This window comes from Halovivax limisalsi (assembly GCF_023093535.1).
GTDB classification, from domain to species: domain Archaea; phylum Halobacteriota; class Halobacteria; order Halobacteriales; family Natrialbaceae; genus Halovivax; species Halovivax limisalsi.
In genome coordinates this window covers 3717475-3734655 of sequence record NZ_CP095757.1, presented here as the reverse complement: position 1 = coordinate 3734655, position 17181 = coordinate 3717475, and the positions used below count along the sequence as shown (strand labels likewise).

Genomic DNA, 17181 nt, shown 5'->3' with positions numbered 1-17181 from the left:
GAGATTCCATGGTACCGACGGCAATCCCTCGCCGCGCTCCAGCTCGGCGCGGTTTCGAGGCGACCGTCCGAACGGAGAACGTCCAGCGTAGCGAGGTGGCACCGCAACCTCACAACTCCCAGGTTGCCGCCAGCTCCATCGTCAGCTGGATCCGGAACCGATAGTCTTCGGCCGTGGCGGGCACCTGAAACGCGAGGATGCCGGTCGCAACGTCGCCGGGTGCCAGCTCCTCGACCGCGTATGCGTCGTCGCCGTCGTACGCGACCGGTTCGTACGACTCGCCGTCGGCGTGCAGCCTCACCCCCCGGAGCGTCGGGTCCTGGGCCACCACCTGGCCGGTGTTCGCCGCTCGCAGCGTCACGTGGACGGACTGCTTGTCATCCTCGTCGGTCCGTTCCGCGACGTCCTCGACGGAGAGGGTGTACTGGACGGCGTCGGTACCGACCGTCACGCGCTCGGTCGGTTCGATCGCGTCGAGGCCGAGCGAGCGTCGCTCGACCGACCCGAGGTCGATCGCCCACTCGGCCGTGGCGGTGTCCAGCCGGCCCCACTCGACCGCCAGCCGGCCCGTCTCCGAGACGTCCGGGACGTCGAAGACGAGCGTCTGGGTCACCGTCTCGCCGGGCTGGATCTCCGCGAACGGATCGTACTCGTCGGCGAGGGCGGTCCGCACGTGACTGTAGGTCTGTCCGTCGACGGTGAGATCGACGCCCGAGGGCATGTCGACCGCACCGTCGCCGGTGTTCTCGAGGCCGACCTCGACGGTCAGGAAGAACGCCCCGTCCGGGTGATCGGACGAGATGATCCCCTGTTCGCGCCGGTCGGTGACGAGGGCGGGTGTGAACTCGGGCTCGCCCAGCCAGAACGCGAGTTCTTCGCTCCCATCTTCGGTGTAGAAGACCACCGCCTCGTCCATCTCGAGCGGCTCGTCGCCCAAATCGGGACGCCCCTCGCCGCCGGAATCGGCCCCGTCGTCCGATTCGTCGGCCCCACCGTCGGTCCCGTCGCCATCTGTCGAGTCGTCCGACCCGCCGCCCGTACTACAGCCACCCAGTATTCCTGCGACTACGGCACTCGAAACTCCGAGGTACTGTCGCCTATCCATGCCTTACATTTAAATTTCACAGACGATTAATAAGGCTAACTAAATTTGATTCAATCGGCGTGGCCGACGATCACGCTGCGGCGGGTCGACGCCTCGCGCTACGCTCGAACCGTCACCGCGAGCCCGCTTCCGACGGGAATGACCGACGTCTGAAAGCCATCGGCCGACCGGACCGTCTCGAGGTACCGGACGATCCCGCGGGCGTTCTCGTCGTCGGGTAACTCGCCGTCGCCCTCGACGTACGCCAGGCTGTCGTGGTAGTCGTGCCCGCCGTAGAGCACGTTGTCCGCGATGACGACGCCGCCGGGTGCGAGTTTCTCGCGGATCAGCTCGAACGCGTCGGCGTAGCGCGACTTCTGGTGGTCGATCAGGACGACGTCGAACGGTCCGTCGTACTCCTGGGCGATCTCGAGCGCGTCGCCGCGTTCGAACGTCGCCCGGTCGGCTTCGCCGGCGTCGGCGAGAAACTCCTCGCCTTTCTCGAGTTCTTCGGCGTCGAGTTCGGTGAGGACGATTTCGCCGTCGTCGGCCATTCCCTGGAGGAGCCAGTAGGCGGAGTAGCCAAAGCCCGAACCGAACTCGAAGACGCGCTCGGCGCGGCGTGCGGCGGCGTACGAACGGAGGACGCCGCCCGCGACGGGCCCGATGATCGGAAAGTCGTGTTCGTCGGCGAAAGCGGCCATCGCCGCGTGGGTCTCGTCGTGGTCGGGGCCGACCGCCCGAACGTATCGCTCGGCCGACTCGTCGATGTAGCGAGGCATGCGCGAGCGGAGGGTGGAGAGCGCCATAAGCGGTGTGACTTCGGCGTCGGGCCGGCGGGATCGACCGGGGCGACCGCTCGACTGGCCGGCGGCCCCGCCCGGGGCGACCGCTCGACTGGCCGGCGGCCCCGCCCGGGGCGACCGCTCGACTGGCCGGCGGCCCCGCCCGGGTCGGCCGCTCGACTGGCCGGCGGCCCCGCCCGGGTCGGCCGCTCGACGGGCCGGCGATACCGGGTGCATCGGCCCCCGGACGAGTCGGGGTGAAGCCGGGCGGGGACGATGCAAAGCGGTTTCACGCCGGTCGTGGGAGTCGCGGCCATGACGACGACGCTCGATCTCGCCCGCTTCGTCCAGGAGACCGCGTACGAGGACCTCTCGGAGGACGTTCGCGACGCGCTGAAGCGTCGCGTCCTCGACTCGATCGCGATCGCGATCGCCGCCGAGGAGGCGGACCCGACGGAGGTGGTCTACCGGACGGTGACGGACCTCGAGGACGGCGGCCCCTGTACGCTCTGGGGGCGCGATCGCGGTGCTTCGCCGGTCCAGGCGGCGATGCACAACACCGCGCTCACCCGGTACCTCGATTACATGGATTCGTTCCTCGCGCCCGGCGAGACGCCGCACCCGAGCGACACCATCGCGGCCGCCGTCGCCGCCGGCGAGTACGCCGAGCGCACGGGTGCAGACCTCCTCGCCGGGCTCGCGGTCGCCTACGAGATCCAGGGGGAGCTGGCCTGGAACGCGCCCGTTCGCGACGAGGGCTTCGACCACGTCACCCACACGGTGATCGCGGCCGCCGCCGGCGTCGCGACGCTGCTCGGCCTCGACGAGCTGGAGACCCAGAACGCCATCGCCATCGCCGGGACGGCCCACAACGCGCTGCGGGTGACTCGCACCGGCGGGATCAACGAGTGGAAGGGCATCGCCTCGGCGAACGCGGCGCGCAACGCGACCTACGCCGCGATGCTCGCCGGGAACGGGATGGACGGCCCGCGCGACCTCTTCGAGGGCCAGCGGGGGTGGCAGGAGGTCATCTCGGGCCCCTTCGAGGTCGACCTGACGCCGGGCGAGCGCGTCCACGACGTGATGACCAAGCGCTACGTCGCCGAGACCTACGCCCAGTCCGCCGTCGAGGGCGTGGTGGAACTCGCCGAGCGCGAGGCCATCGACCCCGACGACGTCGCGGGGATCAAGCTCGAGACGTTCGCCGGCGCGAAGCTGATCATCGGCGGCGGCGAGGGCAACCGCTACGAGGTCGAGAACCGGGCCCAGGCGGATCACTCCCTGCCGTACATGCTCGCGGCGGCGCTCGTCGATCGGGACCTCTCGCTTTCCCAGTACGAGCGCGACCGCATCCTCGCGGCGGACGTCCAGGACCTCCTCCGGGTGGTCGACGTGACCGCGGACCCCGAACTCACCGAGCGCTTCGAGAACGGCGAGATGCCGGCGATCGTCGACGTCACGATGGACGACGGCACGACCTACCGCGTCGAGAAGGACGCCTTCCGTGGCCACCCCAGCGATCCGATCGGCTGGGCGGGTCTCGAGGAGAAGTTCGACGGCGTGGCCGGCGAGTACCTGTCGACCGGCGAGCGGGACGAGATCGTCCGGACGGTGCGCAACCTGGAGGCCCACGACGTATCGGACCTGACCGCGCTGCTGGCCTGACGGTCGGTCGCGCGACCGGCGACCGGACGTCGGGGCCACCGCAGACCCTGACAGCGTTTTGGTGCTGCTCGTGGTCGGGATTCCCATGCCCGAGACAGACCGAGCGTTCGATTTCCTGTCGTTCAACGAGCGGGAGGAAAAGCCCAGGGAGAAGGGGATCACCGAGATCCGCGGCCCGTACTACGACCCGATGGGTCCCCGGGAGCTGCGCGACATCCTCGAGACGATGGGCCGCTGGGTGGACATCTACAAGTTCAGCGGCGGTTCGTTCGCGCTGATGCCAGAGGACGCCGTCCGCGAGCTGATCGATATCTGCCACGAGTACGACGTGAGGGTCTCGACCGGCGGCTTCGTCGAGAACGTACTGATCCGCGACAACGACAAAGTCGAGCGGTACTTCGAGGAGGCCGAACGGCTCGGGTTCGACATCGTCGAACTATCGAGCGGCTTCCTCGCCATCGGAACCGACGACGTGGTGCGGCTGACGGAGACCGTCGCCCGGGACTACGAGATACAGCCGAAACCGGAGATCAACGTCCAGTTCGGCGCCGGCGGCGCGACCGACCCCGAGATCCTCGAAGAGCAGGGCCAGCAGGATCCCGAGCAGGCCATCGAGGAGGGTCGTCGCCACCTGGACGCGGGCGCCGAGCTCCTGATGGTCGAAGCCGAGGGGATCACCGAGGAGGTCCTCGAGTGGCGGACCGACGTCGCCTACCGGATCGCGAACGAGCTCGGGATCGAGAACCTCGTGTTCGAGGCCCCCGGACCCGAGATGTTCGAGTGGTACGTCAAGAACTTCGGGCCCGAGGTCAACCTGTTCGTCGACAACTCCCAGATCGTCGAACTGGAGTGCATGCGCTCGGGCCTCTGGGGGAAGGCGACCACCTGGGGCCGGACCGTCACCTGGACGGGCGATCGCGAGGAGGACGCGTGAGCGCGGGACGGCGCCCCTCGCGATGGAGTGCCGACCGCCGGGGAGACGATCGCGACGATCGTCTCAACACTCTCGGCGAGGCCGAAAGCTGATTCGGATCACGGCGACGATCGATACGAGAATCGAAAGCACGACGATCCCAAGAAGGATGGGTGTGAGTGAACGAGCCGAGACGCCCCGGTTGCGCGTTTCGCCGCGGGGTTTCGTCCGCTCACCCGACGCCCGCACGAACCGGCTGGTGGTCGGTGCGATCATTCCTCGCTCACCTGTACGTTTGCAGCTTTCCGCGGACGAGTTTCGGGAGTTGACCGATGACCTCCGGAAAGGACAACCCGAGCTGGTCGGCGAGCGTCCGCGTGTCGTAGTGGATGTGACATTCCACGACGGTATCGTCCGCCACGACGTACTTCGCCATCGCCCCAAATTCCACGTGACGACCCGTCGGCGGGATGCCCTTGAACGAACCCCTGTGGGTTCCTGTCACGCGCAACTCTGCCAGTACGACGTTCCCGGTGCTTGCCAGCTCCTCGATCGTGAACCTGACGTCTGGGAACCCCGTTCGGCTTTCGTGCAGGTAGTCGGCGACCGCCTCGCGGTCGTGGGCTTCCCCGCCCGGCAAGCCCGGATTGTACATGTCGAGCGATTCGGAGACGACGTCGATCTTCGATTCGTCGCCGTTCTCCCAGGCGACGAAGTCGCGGACGAGCCGTTCGGCTTCGGTGACGTTTGCTTCGACCATTTTTCCTTCCCCGTTACGTTCTCTGTTCGTCGTCGGCGCGGACGAGAGAACGCTAGCTTCCGCTACTCCATGATGTGTGTTAACGCTTTTCACATGAGTGTGCCCCGTCAGTGGCGAATTTGCCCGATCGCGCACAGAGTCGATGTCAAGGATCGCCGCGCACACCCGCCGATCGGCGTTCTAATTCGTGCCGGAGACCGGGCGGAAAATCTTGTTGCGTGTCGACGGCTCCCAGGGGCGCAAGCGTTTTGTATGTCAACGCAATAGTGGGTATTGTAGATCCATAAATGGGAAAGTCCTCCCACGAAGCGAACCACGGAGAGGAACTCACGCTCACGGTAGACGACCGCGGGCGAGTAACGCTCCCGAAAGAGATCAGGGATCGGTTGGGAATCGAATCGAACGACGAAATCCCGGCGACGTTGGTCGGTTCCGTTCTCGAAGTCAACCCGAACCCGAGTTCGAAGCTAGAGACGGCGACCGCCGATCGGGACGACTGGGAAGGCACGACGCCGACTGATGCCGGAGAAGCGCTCTTCGGCCCGATGGAGGAGTGACCGGGGCCGATGACGGAGTCGCTCCCGACCGAAGTTTCGATCCTCACCGACGTGAACGTGCTCGCGATCGGGCTTACGGAGGATCATCCCGCACACGGTGACGTGTATCCGTGGATTCAGAACGCCCTCGACGGGCCGAACGTGTTGCTCGTGTTCGATTATTACCCGTTACGAGCGCAGTATCTCATGACGAGCAATTTTGGCGTGGCCGACGCCCCCGCCAGAAACGCCGTCCAATCGCTCGTTCGCAGTCCGGCCAGAATTATCGGCGCCACCGAATCGACGCTGCTAGAGGCCTACGAGATCAGCGCCGAGCAGAATCACGATGTCTACGATTCGCTCATCGTCGCGCTCGCGCGGCAATACGAGGCCGATTACCTGATTACGACCGACGAGGACTTCGCCGACCTCTGTGACGAGGAAGACACCCGCTACGTCAGTCCGATCCCGGACGAGAAACGAGAGAAACTGACGCTCATCGACGGATGAGCCAGCTCCCCACATCGGCTCGTCCTGACAGCCAGGCCACCTGCGTACCGACTGCGGGTCCGACCCATCCGAGATATTCGCGTCCGTCCACTCCCCTACCCACTCTACACGCACATTTCACCTTCACACGGCTGAGAGCGACGCAGCCACCCACTCAATCGTCACTCCCTAACGCACTCTCGCCGACCGACTGGTGCCCCTCGATGATCTCCTGCCCGCCCAGATAGGGCCGCAGGACCTCGGGGACGGTGATGGTGCCGTCGTCGTTCTGGTAGTACTCCATGATGGCGACCATCACGCGCGGGAGGGCGACGCCCGAGCCGTTGAGGGTGTGGACGTGCTCGGCCGACTCGTGGCGCTCTGGCCGGTACTGGATGCCCGCGCGACGGGCCTGGAAGTCCTCGAAGTTCGAGACCGACGAAACCTCGAGCCAGCGGCCGCCTTCCTCGGGGCCGTCCTCCATGTCGTCGGCGGGCGCCCAGACCTCGATGTCGTACTTCTTCGCCTGCGTGAAGCCCAGATCGCCGGTGCACATCTCGAGGATCCGGTAGGGCAGTTCGAGGCGCCGGAGGACTTCCTCGGCCTCCGCGAGGAGGCCCTCGAAGCGGTCGTAACTCTCCTCGGGGCGGACGAAGTTGACGAGTTCGACCTTGTTGAACTGGTGGACGCGGACGTAGCCGCGGGTCTCGGTGCCGTGTTCGCCCGCCTCGCGCCGGAAGTTCGGCGAGTACGCGACGTACTTCAGCGGGAGGTCCTCGTCGACGAAGATCTCGTCGCGGTGCATGTTGGTGACCGGCACCTCCGCGGTCGGGAGCAGCCAGAGATCGTCGTCGTCGTAGGGCTCGTCGTTGTCCGCGCCGAGGCGGTAGGCGTCCTCGGTGAACTTCGGGAACTGGCCGGTGCCCCGCATCGAGGCCGAGTTGACCGCGATCGGCGGGAAGACGTCGACGTAGCCGCTCTCGCGGTGGACGTCGAGGAAGAACTGGATCAGCGCGTGTTCGAGGCGAGCGCCGTCGCCTTTGAGGAACTGAAACCCGCCGCCGGCGACCTTCGCGCCGCGCTCGAAGTCGACGAGTTCGAGGTCCTCGCCCAGGTCGTAGTGCGGGACGATCTCCGCGGGCAGCTCGCGCAGGTCGTCGAACCCTTCGCGCCGGCGCTCGACGTTCTCGCTCTCGTCGGCCCCGACGGGCACCTCGTCGGCCGGAATCTGGGGGAGCCGCAGCAGCCCCTCCTCGAGTTCGGTCTCGAGGACGTCGGCCCGGTCCTCGATCTCCTCGAGTTCCGCTTTGAGCTCGTTCGAGCGCTCGATCGCCGCCTCGGCCTCCTCCTCGGCGCCCTCGCGTTTGAGCTCGCCGATCCGCTGGCTCACCTGATTGCGCTCGTGGCGCAGGTCGTCGCCGCGAGCTTTGAGCTCGCGCCACTCCTCGTCGACGGCGAGCAGGCGATCGAGGTCGAAGTCGACGCCCTTCTGATCGAGGGCCGCCCGTACCTCATCGGGGTTCTCGCGCACGTAGGTCCGATCGAGCATTCGTTGCCGACGGGTTTCTCGCCGCCGGGCAAAACCGTATCGGAACGCCGGGCGTGACCGCCTCGCGCGGACCCTCGCCGCGCTCCTTCGACAGTCGGCTGCTCGCCGACGAGCCGAACCGTTATGGCCTCCCCGTACGAGCGGTCGAGTATGGACGAGACGCTCCGTGATCTGCTCGCCGGCAACGCCGACCACGTCGCCAACACGCCTCGGGACGCGCTCGAATCGGTGCAAGACGGACAGCGACCCAGCGTCGTCTCCATGTGCTGCTCGGACTCGCGGGTCTCGCAGGAAGGGATGTGGGCCGTCGACCGACCGGGCGAGCACTTCACGCCGAGTAACATCGGCAACCAGGTCTGGGACGCCGACGTGGGCGAACGCATCGTCAACGGCAGCGTGCTCTACCCGATCCACCACTGCGGCACCGAGACGGTCGCGGTCGTGGGCCACACCGGTTGCGGAGCCGTTACCGCGGCCTACGACGTCGCACGCGGCGAACCCGCGCCCCGCCCCCTGGGCGTCTCGAAACTCGTCGAGCTGCTCGTCCCGGTCGTCGAATCGGGGCTGGCCGATTCCCGCGTCGACGCCTCGCCCGACGGGACGCCGGCCGACGGCGTCGACGAGGCGACGGTCCGCGACCAGCTCGTCGAGTACAACGTCCACGAACAGGTCGACTTCCTCCGCGAGGCGCCCGAGGTGCCGGATCGCGTCTCCGCGTACGGCTTCGTCTACGACTTCCACGGCACCTACGGCGACGACCTGGGCCGGACGTACCTGGTGAACCTCGACGGCACCACGGGACCGACGGCGATCCGGGACGCGACCCCCGAGACGGTTCGCGAGACGCTCGGGTCGACGTTCGACGCCGCCCTCGAGAGCCTGCTCTGACCGCCCGCACGCCGCGGTCGCCAGCGTTATAGCGATTCACCGCCCAGACACGACCGAACGAGATGGGTGCACTCTTCGAATCGGACGAGGCGTTCTACTTCGCGATCGGCGGCTTCGTCGCCGCGTGCTTTTGCGTCGGGCTGGCCGTGCTGGCGCTGGTCCGTCCGGCCGGAATCGGCACGCGAGAACTCGGCGGCTTCGTCGTCGGCTTCGGCCTGTTCATGGCGTCGTACGTCATCGCGATGGTGGTCTACCGGTACGTTCCGTCGTGAGGACGGGAGCCGGTGGCGGTCCGATGGCGCGGAACCGCTCCGGTCCACTTCGAGGTCCGACCCGCACCTGGCTCTCCCGACCGGCCCGGCTCGACGCTCTCGCTACTCGTCCATCGCCCCATCCGACCTCACCGTCTCGTCCGGGCCGACGGAATCCAGCCCGCACCCGTCGTTCGAAGTCGGAAAGGTTATCAGTGCGACGCTCCTCCGTTCAGAAGCAATGGCGAAAGGAACCGTTGATTTCTTCAACGACACTGGCGGCTACGGATTCATCGAGACTGAGGACGCGGACGACGACGTATTCTTCCACATGGAAGATATCGGCGGCCCGGACCTTGAGGAAGGACAGGAACTCGAGTTCGAAATCGAGCAGGCCCCCAAGGGCCCGCGCGCGACGAACGTCGAGCGCCTGTAAGGCGAATTCGTTGAGGTATCGGCACTTGACTGCAGTATTTTTCGTTCCGTAGCGACGGCGATCGCTCGCGTGGACTTCGGGTTCGATGCAGCCATCCCCCGCGGCGAATTCGCCGTACGTTCGACGGGTCGTTCGGCGTCGAACCGATCGAGTCGCCACAGAGACCGATCGAATTTTTGCGCCGACCGGAGTACGGTCGACTATGTCCGAGCCACTCCTGCGACGCGCCGACGAGATCGAATACGAACCGGTCGAGGCCGCAGACGGCCTCGCGAAAGGCGTCCTCGTCGCCGAGGAACACGGGGCGCCGAACTTCGCCATCCGTCGCTTCACGCTCGAAGCGGGCGGCGAGGTACCCGAGCACACGAACGAGGTCGAACACGAACAGTACGTCCTCGCCGGGGAGTACGTCGTCGGGATCGACGGCGAGGAACACACCGTCTCCGCCGGCGACTCGCTGTTCATCCCGGCGGGCGTCCCCCACTGGTATCGCAACGAGAGCGACGAGGACGGCGCGTTCCTCTGTGCGGTTCCCAACGGCGACGACGCCATCGAGCTGGTCGAGTAACCTCGCACTCGTCGACCGGCCGCTGATCGCCGAGCCCGCCATCAAGAACGGCCGGCTCGACTCTCTGGCGTCCAGAGCGACCTTCAGGCGTCCAGTTCGACGTCTCGAAGCTCGGCCAGCGCGTCGTCGAGGGCCTCCCGAGCCGCGGCCTCGCCGTGGAAGGCCGCGAGCGATCGCAGGCGGTTCTCGATTGCGGCGGTGCAGGCGTCGATCTCCTCGTACCAGTCGTAGCCGTTCTGCTTCATCAGGTAGTGGATCGTCGCCCAGAAGCCGATCGGGACCGGGTTCGCCTCGCTCGATTCCCCGACGGCCGGCAGGTCTTCGTCGAACGCCGCGAGGACGTCGAGGGTGAACCGCGAGGCCAGCGGCCGGAGCCGGTAGGCTCGCTCGCCGCCCACGGCGCCGAAGTTCTCGATCGACTTCGCCCGCGCGCTCTCGTAGGCCGGTTCGAAGGATTTCGTCTCCCAGTCCTCGAGCGGTCCGTCCGCTCGCACCGCCTCCCAGTGGGATCGCTCGGCCTCGACGAGGCGGTCGAGGGACTCGCCGTTCAGCACGAGGATCACGCCGCCGCCCTCGAGGGTCGTGCCGCCCTCGAGTTCGATCCGGCCGTGCTCCGCCCGTGCTCCCGAAGCACCAGAACCACGCGCGGTCGAACCCGTCGTGGGCCTCGAAGCGCTCCCAGGCGTCGATCATGTACGCCCTGAGGAAGGATCGTTCGGCCGATCGATCGGCGAGGTCGAACGTCACCTGCACGCTCTCCATGGATCGAGCGTCGAAACCCCGTCTGATATCCCTTCTGGTGGCTGTCATCTACCGTCGGCGGGCCGGCCGGCCGACACCCAGCATACTGGGCGGAACGTTTTCCTCGGACGGTCGCGAACGATTCACGTCATGCGGGAAGCGGACGTCGCGGTCGACGACGACGCGTACGAGGCGATGGGGATCGAGGCGCTCGTCGGCCGCTGCGAGGCGGCGGGGCTCCGCGAGCTGGAGGAACTCGCCTGTCACGGGACGGGCGCGCTCGTCCGGGTGACGGTCGAGTCGCGGATCGACGAGTCGCGCCTCGCCGACCTCGACCCCGTCGACGACTGGCACTACGTCGACGAGACGGACGCGGGCCACGTGTACCGGATCGCCTTCACCGCGCCGTCGCTCCCGGAGGACGTCGCGGCGTCGGCCGCCGACCTCGTCGGGACGTGCGACCCGGATCTCTCGGGCGAGGCGACGACGCTGTCGCTCGTCGGCCCGCAGGCGTCCATCGCCGAGACCATCGACGGCTACGCGGCCGCGGGCGTCTCGCCGGATCTTCGCCGCCTCACCGCCTACGAGGGCCGATCCGGGCCGCTCGACGCGCTGACCGACCGCCAGCGCGAGGTGTTGCGGACGGCGTTCGAACTGGGGTACTACGACGTGCCGCGAACGGCCGCGACGACGGACGTCGCCGCCGAACTCGACCTTGACGACTCGACCGTCTCCGAGCACCTCCAGCGCGCGGAACGGAACCTGCTGGCTCGGCTGTTCGAGTAGCCGGTTCGTCACCGCGTCGCGCGAACGATCTCGCCGGTTTCGAACGAGGATTCGCCGGCGCCGTCACCGCGTCAGCGCCTCGGCGAACGCGGTTGCGCCGTCGAGCGGCAGCCCCACGGTCGCCGCGTCGACCGACGCCGCCCACCGCTCGTAGGCAGCCCGCGTCGGAAACGCTTGCACGTACGGACAGACCGCCGCGTAGGTTTCGGCGCGCGTCGGTCCGTCCGTTCCGGCCGTCGCGTCGGCGGCCACGCCGAGCGAGAAGACCGCGCGCTCGGGCCTGGCGCGCAGTTCGTCGGTGCCGACGGCCCGCGCGCGTACGACCGTTCCTTCGGGGCTGCGCGTTCGAACGTCGACCGGTCCGTCGGCCAGGGCCGCGAGCACGACGGCGTCGTAGAAGCAGGCGAAGTAGTACCGCTCGCCGTCGAGCTCGCCCCAGTGGTCGGTCTCCGCGTCGGCGTGACAGAGGTCCGAGCGGGTGATCGAGCCGCCGACGCCCCGGCGTATTTCGCGGGCCCACTCGCGGAGCGTGGTGACGGACTCCACGCCGAGGAACCCCTCCAGGGACCGTCGCAGGTCCCGCGGGAGGTCGACGTCGAGGGCCGCGCGATCGACCGGCGCTCCGGATCCACCGCCCGCATCGGACTCCGTCGTCGCTCCCGTTCGGTCCGCGTTCGGTGCGTCGTCGCAACAGTGGCGGTCGTCGGTCGGCATGGACGACCCGACGGCGGCCACGGCCAGGGGCGTATCTCCCAGCCGGCTGGGCCCCTTTTTCGGGTCGCCCCCTCGGCGGCGACCCGGCTCGCCGCCTTCAACCGAGGTCGCGCCGGGCGAACGATCGGTAGCCGATCGCGAGCGGGAGGAGTCCCCAGGCGAGCAGGACCGCGATCGCCATCCAGTCACCCAGGTACCACGGAACCTCGCCCGCGAGTCGGGCTTCGGCGCCGTACCGGGCGGCGACGGCGCCCGTCGGCAGGTCCTCGAGCGGCAGGTACGGCACCGCCTGGACCGGTTCGTCGAGGACGCGACCGGCGAGGACGCGGTAGGCCTCGAGCGGGTTGAGTCGGATCAGGAACAGGTACCACCGCGTCACTTCGACGCCGGGGAGCGTTCCGGAGACGGCGTAGTAGAGCCCGACGACCGCGGGTTTCCAGAAGAACACCGCGGCCACGAAGGGAGTGACGGTCAGGCTCATCGCTCGCCCTCGCGTCGACGCGAGGGCCGACCCGCCCACCGCCAGGGCTGTGAAGACGACACCCAGCAGGGCCGTGGCGGCGACGAAGCCGACGGTCCTGCCGAGCGGCGGTACGCCGTAGAGCCCGACGACGAGAGCGGCCGAGACGCCGAGCCCGACCGCCAGTCCGGCCAGCGTGAGGGCGGCCCGCCCGACGAGCTTGCCGCCGACGATCGCGCCCCGGGTGAACGGGAAGCCGAGGAGGACCCGCAGACTCCCCGACCGGAGTTCGCCGGTCACGGCCGTGTAGCCGGCGACGAGGGCGACGCCGGGGACGAACAGCTGGGCCAGCATGGCGACGCCGGCCAGCGCGATCTCCGGGGTGACGGTCTCCGCGCCGCGGACCAGTTCCTCGGCCGCGAGCAGGGACGTGACGACGAACGCGACGAAGGTGCCCGTAATTCCCCAGAACACCTTCGAGCGCACGCCGTCCTCGACGTCTTTCCGCGCGACCTTGCGCCAGGTCGCCGTCATTCGCCGGCCACCTCCGGGTGGCCGGCCGGTTCGTCGCGCCGCGCCTCGGCCGACGGTGCGCGTTCCGGCTCGTGGAACGGCCGATCGGCCGCGCCCGCGGTCCCCCTCGTGTAGGCGGTGAAGACCGCCTCCAGCGAGGGGTCGGAGGCGTCGATGTCGAGAATCGGAACGTCGGTCGCGGCGAGGCGGGTGACGACGTCGGCCTTGGCCGCCGGCTCGGACGTTTCGACGATGAGCGTCCCGTCGGCGTAGCGGGTCGCCGCGACGCCTTCCATTCCGTCGACGTCGATCGACGGCGCCTCGGGGATCCGCAGTCGCAACTCGCTGCCGCGGCCGACGGCGCGGCGGAGGTCGTCGATCGGATCGACGGCGACCAGTTCCCCGTCGGCCAGGATCGCGACGCGATCGCAGACGGCCTCGACCTGCCCGAGGACGTGGCTCGAAAACACCACCGTCGCCCCGCGTTCGGCTTCCTCGCGGATGATCGACCGCAGGCGCTTGATCCCGTGCGGATCGAGCCCCGACGACGGTTCGTCGAGGACGAGGAGGTCCGGCTCGCCGATCAACGCCATCGCCAGCGCGAGTCGCTGGGCCATCCCGGTCGAGTACTCGGCGGCCGGTCTGGCCGCGTCCGCGTCGGCCAGTCCGACGCGTTCGAGCAGGGCGTCTGGGTCGTCCGTCGCGTCGGCCCACTCGATCGCGAGTTCGAGGTGTCGTCGCCCGGTGAGGCGGTCGTAGAGTCCCAGCCCCTCCGGCAGGACGCCGATCCGCTCGCGAATCGCCTGCCGCTCGGTTTCCGCGTCGTGGCCGAGCACCGACGCGCGCCCCGCCGTCGGGCGTGCGAGTCCCAGGAGCACGTCGATCGTCGTCGACTTCCCCGCGCCGTTCGGCCCCAGCAGACCGAACACCTCGCCGCGCTCGACGGTCAGGTCGAGCCCCGCGACGGCCGTCACGCGATCCTCGCCCGCCCCGTAGTCCTTTCCCAGCCCGTGCGTCTCGATAGCGAAGGGGACGTCTTCGGTCCCCTCGATCGGTCGCCGTGCCATGTCCGGACGAAGGGGTCCGCGCACCCAGACCGCTGTGCCCAGTCCACTGGGACCCTTGAACGGCTGTTCGGCTCCACTCTCGAAACCGACTCGCCAGCGTCGCGAGCGTGTCGGTTTCGCTGTGAGGGAACGGCGCCGTTCGGCTCCTATCGCCGCTCCCCCGGTGAGTGGTGCTGTGCGGGCTATGCGGTGGCTGTTGCTGTGCGGGTTGTGCAATGTCGATCACCGACGGCGAGGCCGGAGGCCGAGCCGTCGGCCTTTTTCATCGAAGTTTTTGCGCAAGCGGTTCGCCGGAGGCGAACCCGCCGCGCAAAAAGTTCGGTTCGGTTCGCTCCCCCTCGACGTCGAGGGTGTCCCTTCAAGGGCTGGACGCTGGTGAGTTTCGATCGAACAGACTGATCCCCTACATGCAATCAGACGACACCCGAGGCACCCGTAGCGACGGCGGCGATTCGCGCTCCGTCACCGACGAGCGCTCCCCGAACGAGCGAGCGACCCGGAGTGTCATACGGGCCGTCGCCTGCGCATTGGATAGGGAGCCGCTGCATCTCGCGCCGCTGTACGAGACCGTCGACCCGGACGCTCTCGATCGGCTCTTCGACGGCGACCGTCGCGGCGGGAACGGGTCACTCCAACTCTCATTTCGCTACGAGTCGTGCGAGGTCACGCTGTACGCCGACGGCCGGACGGTCGTCGAGCTCGTCGCCGAACGCGACGGGGCTGATTCCGCATCTGCCGACCGTCAGTGAATGGGCTAGGCGGCCCCGTCCTCGAAGATCGCCGCCAGGAGCTTCCGTTCCGCGGCGCTGATGTGCTCGGAGAACGTGGCGGAACTGATTCCGAGTCGATCGGCGATTTCGCTCCCGGTATGGCGGCGCGGCCAGTCGTAGTACCCCATCTCGAAGGCCATTTCGAGCACCTCCCGCTGGCGATCCGTCAGGGTCGATCGTAGCAACCGGGGAATCGCCGACCGGGCGAAGAGCGGCTCGATAGACGCCTTCTCTCGCTTCGATACGGCCGCCGCGTCCGGGTGTGCGGAGAGAAAGCCCGCCATGATCGCGCCGGCATCGTACCGCGCGGGGACCTCCGCGACGATCCGACCCTGCCCGTCGTCACCGATCACCTGGCGGGGCAACGCGCCGCGTTTGGCCAAGTCCACGGCGGGACAGTCGCCGGAAACGAGAAATTCGTAGAGGCAGCGTCCCTCGCTCGTCTCCAACCGCGCGGCAGAGACCGTCTCGAGCTGTGCGACGGCCGTCTCGATCCGGCCGTCGGCGTCGTCGCTGACGGTGAAGTACTCGGCGTAGCGATCGTCGGGACGGGGGAGCAGTTTCGCGAGCGCGACGCGGCAGGAGGCCGCGTCCGAGGCGCCGACGAAGGGGTACGACGGATCCCGCAGGCGAAGTTCGATCTCGACGACCCGTCCGGGGGCACCACCGGGAGTCGAATCTGACATTCACTCGGACGATAGCCCGGTTTCCGTAAGGCCCTTCGGCCGAATTCTTGTGAGGGTCCGTGAACGTCGGTCGGCCGGGAGGCGCTGGCGGTCGGCGACGTCGTCGCGGTCGGGCGGAGGCGAAGCGGATCGTCCGGGCCGAGTACGGTACGATCCGGGTGGATCGCCCGAGGAAGAGCTGTCACCGGCGGGGTTCGCCGGCGAACCGAACTGCCCCGAAGGCGACTCACGTCGGGCCCGACTCCCCCGAGGTCGTCGAGTCGCTCGGACAGGTAATGGGAGTAGGCGGACGTTCCGACGGCGGTCGCGACCGTCGGGACCGGGAGGAAGTTGATCGCCAGGTCGCCGAAGGCGAGGCCGACGAGCGTGACGCCGGCGGTGAGTTTGAACAGGCGGCCGGCTAGCGCGTTGGTTCGATCCCACACCGCCGCGGAGTGCAGCGTCCAGGGGGCTCCGGACGCCGACGAACCAGTTGCGCTCGGCGTGGGTGAGGAGCACGCCGACGTAGTACAACAGGACCGCGACCGCCGCCAGCACGAGCAGCGCGAAGTCGAACTCGTGGCCGAGGTTGAAGCCGACGATCCCGACGTGGATGATCGACAGGAACGCGGCCAGCGCGACGACGAACCAGTCGTAGTGGAGCCGGAACGATTCGACGTTCGCGCCGAGCGGGTCGATCAAGGGGAGCACGGCGAGCAGTCCGACGAGCACCGACGCGAGCGCCGGGAGCAACGCCAGGACGGGGACGGCGGCCATCGTCCCGTCCGGCCCGCCAGCGGCGTTCCAGTGAATCGCCAGCCGCTTCGGGAGACGGGGCGACCAGCGCGGCGGGGCCGATCAGGCCGATCGCCAGACGGAAGCGGTGGCGCGATCGCATGGGCGTGACACGGCGTGGCAACCCGGTGAATCGCCTCGGGGTCAAGCCCCGTGGTATTGCCGTGTCCGCTGATAAACGTGCTCGTGACCGACGCGTTCGAAGCTGCTGGGCGCGTTCTCGCGGGCGAGGATCAAGGTAGATGCGTGGCGGAGACGAGCGGGCACTCACCCCGACGGGGCGCCCACGCGGACGTCGGCGATCACTCACGATGCGGTGCGTCGGGCTCGTCGATCGTCACCCCGTTCGGGTGGACGACCTGGGCGACCGGGTCGTACCGAACGATGTCGTGGCCGGCCAGGCGGGGGAGGTGGTTGTGGTGGAGTTCGACGGAGATGGTCGTCGCCCGGTCGGCCGACGGCGGTTCCGTCGACGCTTCTCGGTCGGCGATCTCGCCGGCCAGAGTCTCGAGATCGATCGACGTCACCCGGCCCTCGAGCACGGCGATGGCGATCCGCCGTCGATCGACTGCGAGGAGGCGGTGGCGCTCCGCGGCGGTGAGATCGACCGCGTTCGACCAGTTCTCTCCGTCGACCCCGGACTCGTGTAGTGTGTCACTCATGGGTATCACGTCGGCGTCGGCTACCTCGTGTAGAAGACGTTCGGCCCCCTAAGTGATCACTAGAGCTGTGTAGGTTCGCTCGGC

Annotated in this window: 20 protein-coding genes and 1 pseudogene; 10 read left to right on the top strand and 11 right to left on the bottom strand. The window is 68.3% G+C overall.

Features of this window, described 5'->3' with window-relative positions; translation table 11 throughout:
- Positions 1-109 precede the first annotated feature (109 nt).
- A complete protein-coding gene (locus MXA07_RS17350; RefSeq protein WP_247729849.1) occupies positions 110-1105 on the bottom strand; it encodes a DUF4352 domain-containing protein in 996 nt (331 codons plus the stop codon).
- Positions 1106-1203: 98 nt separating this feature from the next.
- Entirely contained in the window at positions 1204-1866 is a 663-nt protein-coding gene (locus MXA07_RS17345; RefSeq protein ID WP_247729848.1) for an O-methyltransferase, read from the bottom strand.
- 318 nt (positions 1867-2184) lie between these two features.
- Here MXA07_RS17345 and MXA07_RS17340 point away from each other — a divergent pair, with 318 nt between their 5' ends.
- Positions 2185-3534 (top strand): MmgE/PrpD family protein, encoded by a 1350-nt coding sequence (locus MXA07_RS17340; RefSeq protein ID WP_247729847.1) that lies wholly within the window; start codon positions 2185-2187, stop codon positions 3532-3534.
- An 85-nt stretch (positions 3535-3619) separates the two neighbouring features.
- On the top strand, positions 3620-4468 hold the full coding sequence (locus MXA07_RS17335) for a phosphosulfolactate synthase (protein ID WP_247729846.1): 849 nt from the start codon (positions 3620-3622) through the stop codon (positions 4466-4468).
- A gap of 262 nt (positions 4469-4730) precedes the next feature.
- On the opposite strand, the gene MXA07_RS17330 is transcribed toward MXA07_RS17335, so the two are convergent.
- Positions 4731-5207: an ester cyclase gene (locus tag MXA07_RS17330; protein ID WP_247729845.1), complete on the bottom strand. Its 477-nt coding sequence runs from the start codon at positions 5205-5207 to the stop codon at positions 4731-4733.
- Between the two features lie 287 nt (positions 5208-5494).
- Between MXA07_RS17330 and MXA07_RS17325 the strand changes: the two genes are divergently transcribed.
- Together MXA07_RS17325 and MXA07_RS17320 are read left to right on the top strand one after the other, a co-directional pair.
- Positions 5495-5764, top strand: coding sequence for an AbrB/MazE/SpoVT family DNA-binding domain-containing protein (locus tag MXA07_RS17325; RefSeq protein WP_247729844.1), 270 nt, complete (start codon positions 5495-5497; stop codon positions 5762-5764).
- Positions 5765-5773: 9 nt separating this feature from the next.
- Complete coding sequence (locus tag MXA07_RS17320; protein ID WP_247729843.1) at positions 5774-6253, top strand: type II toxin-antitoxin system VapC family toxin; 480 nt, start codon at positions 5774-5776, stop codon at positions 6251-6253.
- A 154-nt stretch (positions 6254-6407) separates the two neighbouring features.
- On the opposite strand, the gene serS is transcribed toward MXA07_RS17320, so the two are convergent.
- Positions 6408-7781 (bottom strand): serine--tRNA ligase, encoded by a 1374-nt coding sequence (gene serS, locus MXA07_RS17315; RefSeq protein WP_247729842.1) that lies wholly within the window; start codon positions 7779-7781, stop codon positions 6408-6410.
- A 150-nt stretch (positions 7782-7931) separates the two neighbouring features.
- Here serS and MXA07_RS17310 point away from each other — a divergent pair, with 150 nt between their 5' ends.
- From MXA07_RS17310 to MXA07_RS17295, 4 genes are all read left to right on the top strand, one after another.
- Positions 7932-8669, top strand: a complete 738-nt coding sequence (locus MXA07_RS17310; protein ID WP_247729841.1) for a carbonic anhydrase — start codon at positions 7932-7934, stop codon at positions 8667-8669.
- A gap of 62 nt (positions 8670-8731) precedes the next feature.
- Positions 8732-8941, top strand: coding sequence for a hypothetical protein (locus tag MXA07_RS17305; RefSeq protein ID WP_247729840.1), 210 nt, complete (start codon positions 8732-8734; stop codon positions 8939-8941).
- A 220-nt stretch (positions 8942-9161) separates the two neighbouring features.
- Complete coding sequence (locus MXA07_RS17300) at positions 9162-9356, top strand: cold-shock protein (protein ID WP_004267330.1); 195 nt, start codon at positions 9162-9164, stop codon at positions 9354-9356.
- Positions 9357-9558: 202 nt separating this feature from the next.
- Positions 9559-9924 (top strand): cupin domain-containing protein, encoded by a 366-nt coding sequence (locus tag MXA07_RS17295; RefSeq protein WP_247729839.1) that lies wholly within the window; start codon positions 9559-9561, stop codon positions 9922-9924.
- Between the two features lie 83 nt (positions 9925-10007).
- Here MXA07_RS17295 and MXA07_RS17290 read toward each other — a convergent pair whose 3' ends face one another.
- Complete coding sequence (locus tag MXA07_RS17290) at positions 10008-10487, bottom strand: hypothetical protein (protein WP_247729838.1); 480 nt, start codon at positions 10485-10487, stop codon at positions 10008-10010.
- Positions 10488-10815: 328 nt separating this feature from the next.
- Between MXA07_RS17290 and MXA07_RS17285 the strand changes: the two genes are divergently transcribed.
- Positions 10816-11451: a helix-turn-helix domain-containing protein gene (locus tag MXA07_RS17285; protein WP_247729837.1), complete on the top strand. Its 636-nt coding sequence runs from the start codon at positions 10816-10818 to the stop codon at positions 11449-11451.
- A 63-nt stretch (positions 11452-11514) separates the two neighbouring features.
- Here MXA07_RS17285 and merB read toward each other — a convergent pair whose 3' ends face one another.
- The 3 genes from merB to MXA07_RS17270 all read right to left on the bottom strand — a co-directional run bounded on the left by merB (position 11515) and on the right by MXA07_RS17270 (position 14205).
- Positions 11515-12165 (bottom strand): organomercurial lyase, encoded by a 651-nt coding sequence (gene merB / locus MXA07_RS17280; RefSeq protein ID WP_247729836.1) that lies wholly within the window; start codon positions 12163-12165, stop codon positions 11515-11517.
- A gap of 97 nt (positions 12166-12262) precedes the next feature.
- Positions 12263-13159 (bottom strand): ABC transporter permease subunit, encoded by an 897-nt coding sequence (locus MXA07_RS17275; RefSeq protein WP_247729835.1) that lies wholly within the window; start codon positions 13157-13159, stop codon positions 12263-12265.
- On the bottom strand, positions 13156-14205 hold the full coding sequence (locus MXA07_RS17270) for an ABC transporter ATP-binding protein (protein WP_247729834.1): 1050 nt from the start codon (positions 14203-14205) through the stop codon (positions 13156-13158). The genes MXA07_RS17275 and MXA07_RS17270 overlap by 4 nt, the downstream gene beginning before the upstream one ends.
- A gap of 215 nt (positions 14206-14420) precedes the next feature.
- On the opposite strand from MXA07_RS17270, the gene MXA07_RS17265 reads away from it, so the two are divergent.
- Positions 14421-14954 carry a HalOD1 output domain-containing protein gene (locus MXA07_RS17265; protein ID WP_247729833.1) on the top strand — a complete coding sequence of 178 codons (534 nt, stop codon included), beginning with the start codon at positions 14421-14423 and terminating at the stop codon, positions 14952-14954.
- A gap of 5 nt (positions 14955-14959) precedes the next feature.
- Here the strand turns inward: MXA07_RS17265 and MXA07_RS17260 are convergent, their stop codons facing one another.
- The 3 genes and pseudogenes from MXA07_RS17260 to MXA07_RS17250 all read right to left on the bottom strand — a co-directional run bounded on the left by MXA07_RS17260 (position 14960) and on the right by MXA07_RS17250 (position 17097).
- On the bottom strand, positions 14960-15661 hold the full coding sequence (locus tag MXA07_RS17260; RefSeq protein ID WP_247729832.1) for a helix-turn-helix domain-containing protein: 702 nt from the start codon (positions 15659-15661) through the stop codon (positions 14960-14962).
- A gap of 359 nt (positions 15662-16020) precedes the next feature.
- Positions 16021-16086 (bottom strand): annotated as a pseudogene (locus MXA07_RS18355) (hypothetical protein); the annotation flags it as partial.
- Between the two features lie 651 nt (positions 16087-16737).
- Positions 16738-17097 carry a DUF7344 domain-containing protein gene (locus MXA07_RS17250; RefSeq protein ID WP_247729830.1) on the bottom strand — a complete coding sequence of 120 codons (360 nt, stop codon included), beginning with the start codon at positions 17095-17097 and terminating at the stop codon, positions 16738-16740.
- Positions 17098-17181 lie beyond the last annotated feature (84 nt).

Excerpts from the sequence above, each read along its gene's own strand:
- MXA07_RS17350 (WP_247729849.1), bottom strand. The coding sequence starts at position 1,105 with ATGGATAGGCGACAGTACCTCGGAGTTTCGAGTGCCGTAGTCGCAGGA.
- MXA07_RS17345 (WP_247729848.1), bottom strand. The coding sequence starts at position 1,866 with ATGCCTCGCTACATCGACGAGTCGGCCGAGCGATACGTTCGGGCGGTC.
- MXA07_RS17340 (WP_247729847.1), top strand. The coding sequence starts at position 2,185 with ATGACGACGACGCTCGATCTCGCCCGCTTCGTCCAGGAGACCGCGTAC.
- MXA07_RS17335 (WP_247729846.1), top strand. The coding sequence starts at position 3,620 with ATGCCCGAGACAGACCGAGCGTTCGATTTCCTGTCGTTCAACGAGCGG.
- MXA07_RS17330 (WP_247729845.1), bottom strand. The coding sequence starts at position 5,207 with ATGGTCGAAGCAAACGTCACCGAAGCCGAACGGCTCGTCCGCGACTTC.
- MXA07_RS17325 (WP_247729844.1), top strand. The coding sequence starts at position 5,495 with ATGGGAAAGTCCTCCCACGAAGCGAACCACGGAGAGGAACTCACGCTC.
- MXA07_RS17320 (WP_247729843.1), top strand. The coding sequence starts at position 5,774 with ATGACGGAGTCGCTCCCGACCGAAGTTTCGATCCTCACCGACGTGAAC.
- serS (WP_247729842.1), bottom strand. The coding sequence starts at position 7,781 with ATGCTCGATCGGACCTACGTGCGCGAGAACCCCGATGAGGTACGGGCG.
- MXA07_RS17310 (WP_247729841.1), top strand. The coding sequence starts at position 7,932 with ATGGACGAGACGCTCCGTGATCTGCTCGCCGGCAACGCCGACCACGTC.
- MXA07_RS17305 (WP_247729840.1), top strand. The coding sequence starts at position 8,732 with ATGGGTGCACTCTTCGAATCGGACGAGGCGTTCTACTTCGCGATCGGC.
- MXA07_RS17300 (WP_004267330.1), top strand. The coding sequence starts at position 9,162 with ATGGCGAAAGGAACCGTTGATTTCTTCAACGACACTGGCGGCTACGGA.
- MXA07_RS17295 (WP_247729839.1), top strand. The coding sequence starts at position 9,559 with ATGTCCGAGCCACTCCTGCGACGCGCCGACGAGATCGAATACGAACCG.
- MXA07_RS17285 (WP_247729837.1), top strand. The coding sequence starts at position 10,816 with ATGCGGGAAGCGGACGTCGCGGTCGACGACGACGCGTACGAGGCGATG.
- merB (WP_247729836.1), bottom strand. The coding sequence starts at position 12,165 with ATGCCGACCGACGACCGCCACTGTTGCGACGACGCACCGAACGCGGAC.
- MXA07_RS17275 (WP_247729835.1), bottom strand. The coding sequence starts at position 13,159 with ATGACGGCGACCTGGCGCAAGGTCGCGCGGAAAGACGTCGAGGACGGC.
- MXA07_RS17270 (WP_247729834.1), bottom strand. The coding sequence starts at position 14,205 with ATGGCACGGCGACCGATCGAGGGGACCGAAGACGTCCCCTTCGCTATC.
- MXA07_RS17265 (WP_247729833.1), top strand. The coding sequence starts at position 14,421 with ATGTCGATCACCGACGGCGAGGCCGGAGGCCGAGCCGTCGGCCTTTTT.
- MXA07_RS17260 (WP_247729832.1), bottom strand. The coding sequence starts at position 15,661 with ATGTCAGATTCGACTCCCGGTGGTGCCCCCGGACGGGTCGTCGAGATC.
- MXA07_RS17250 (WP_247729830.1), bottom strand. The coding sequence starts at position 17,097 with ATGAGTGACACACTACACGAGTCCGGGGTCGACGGAGAGAACTGGTCG.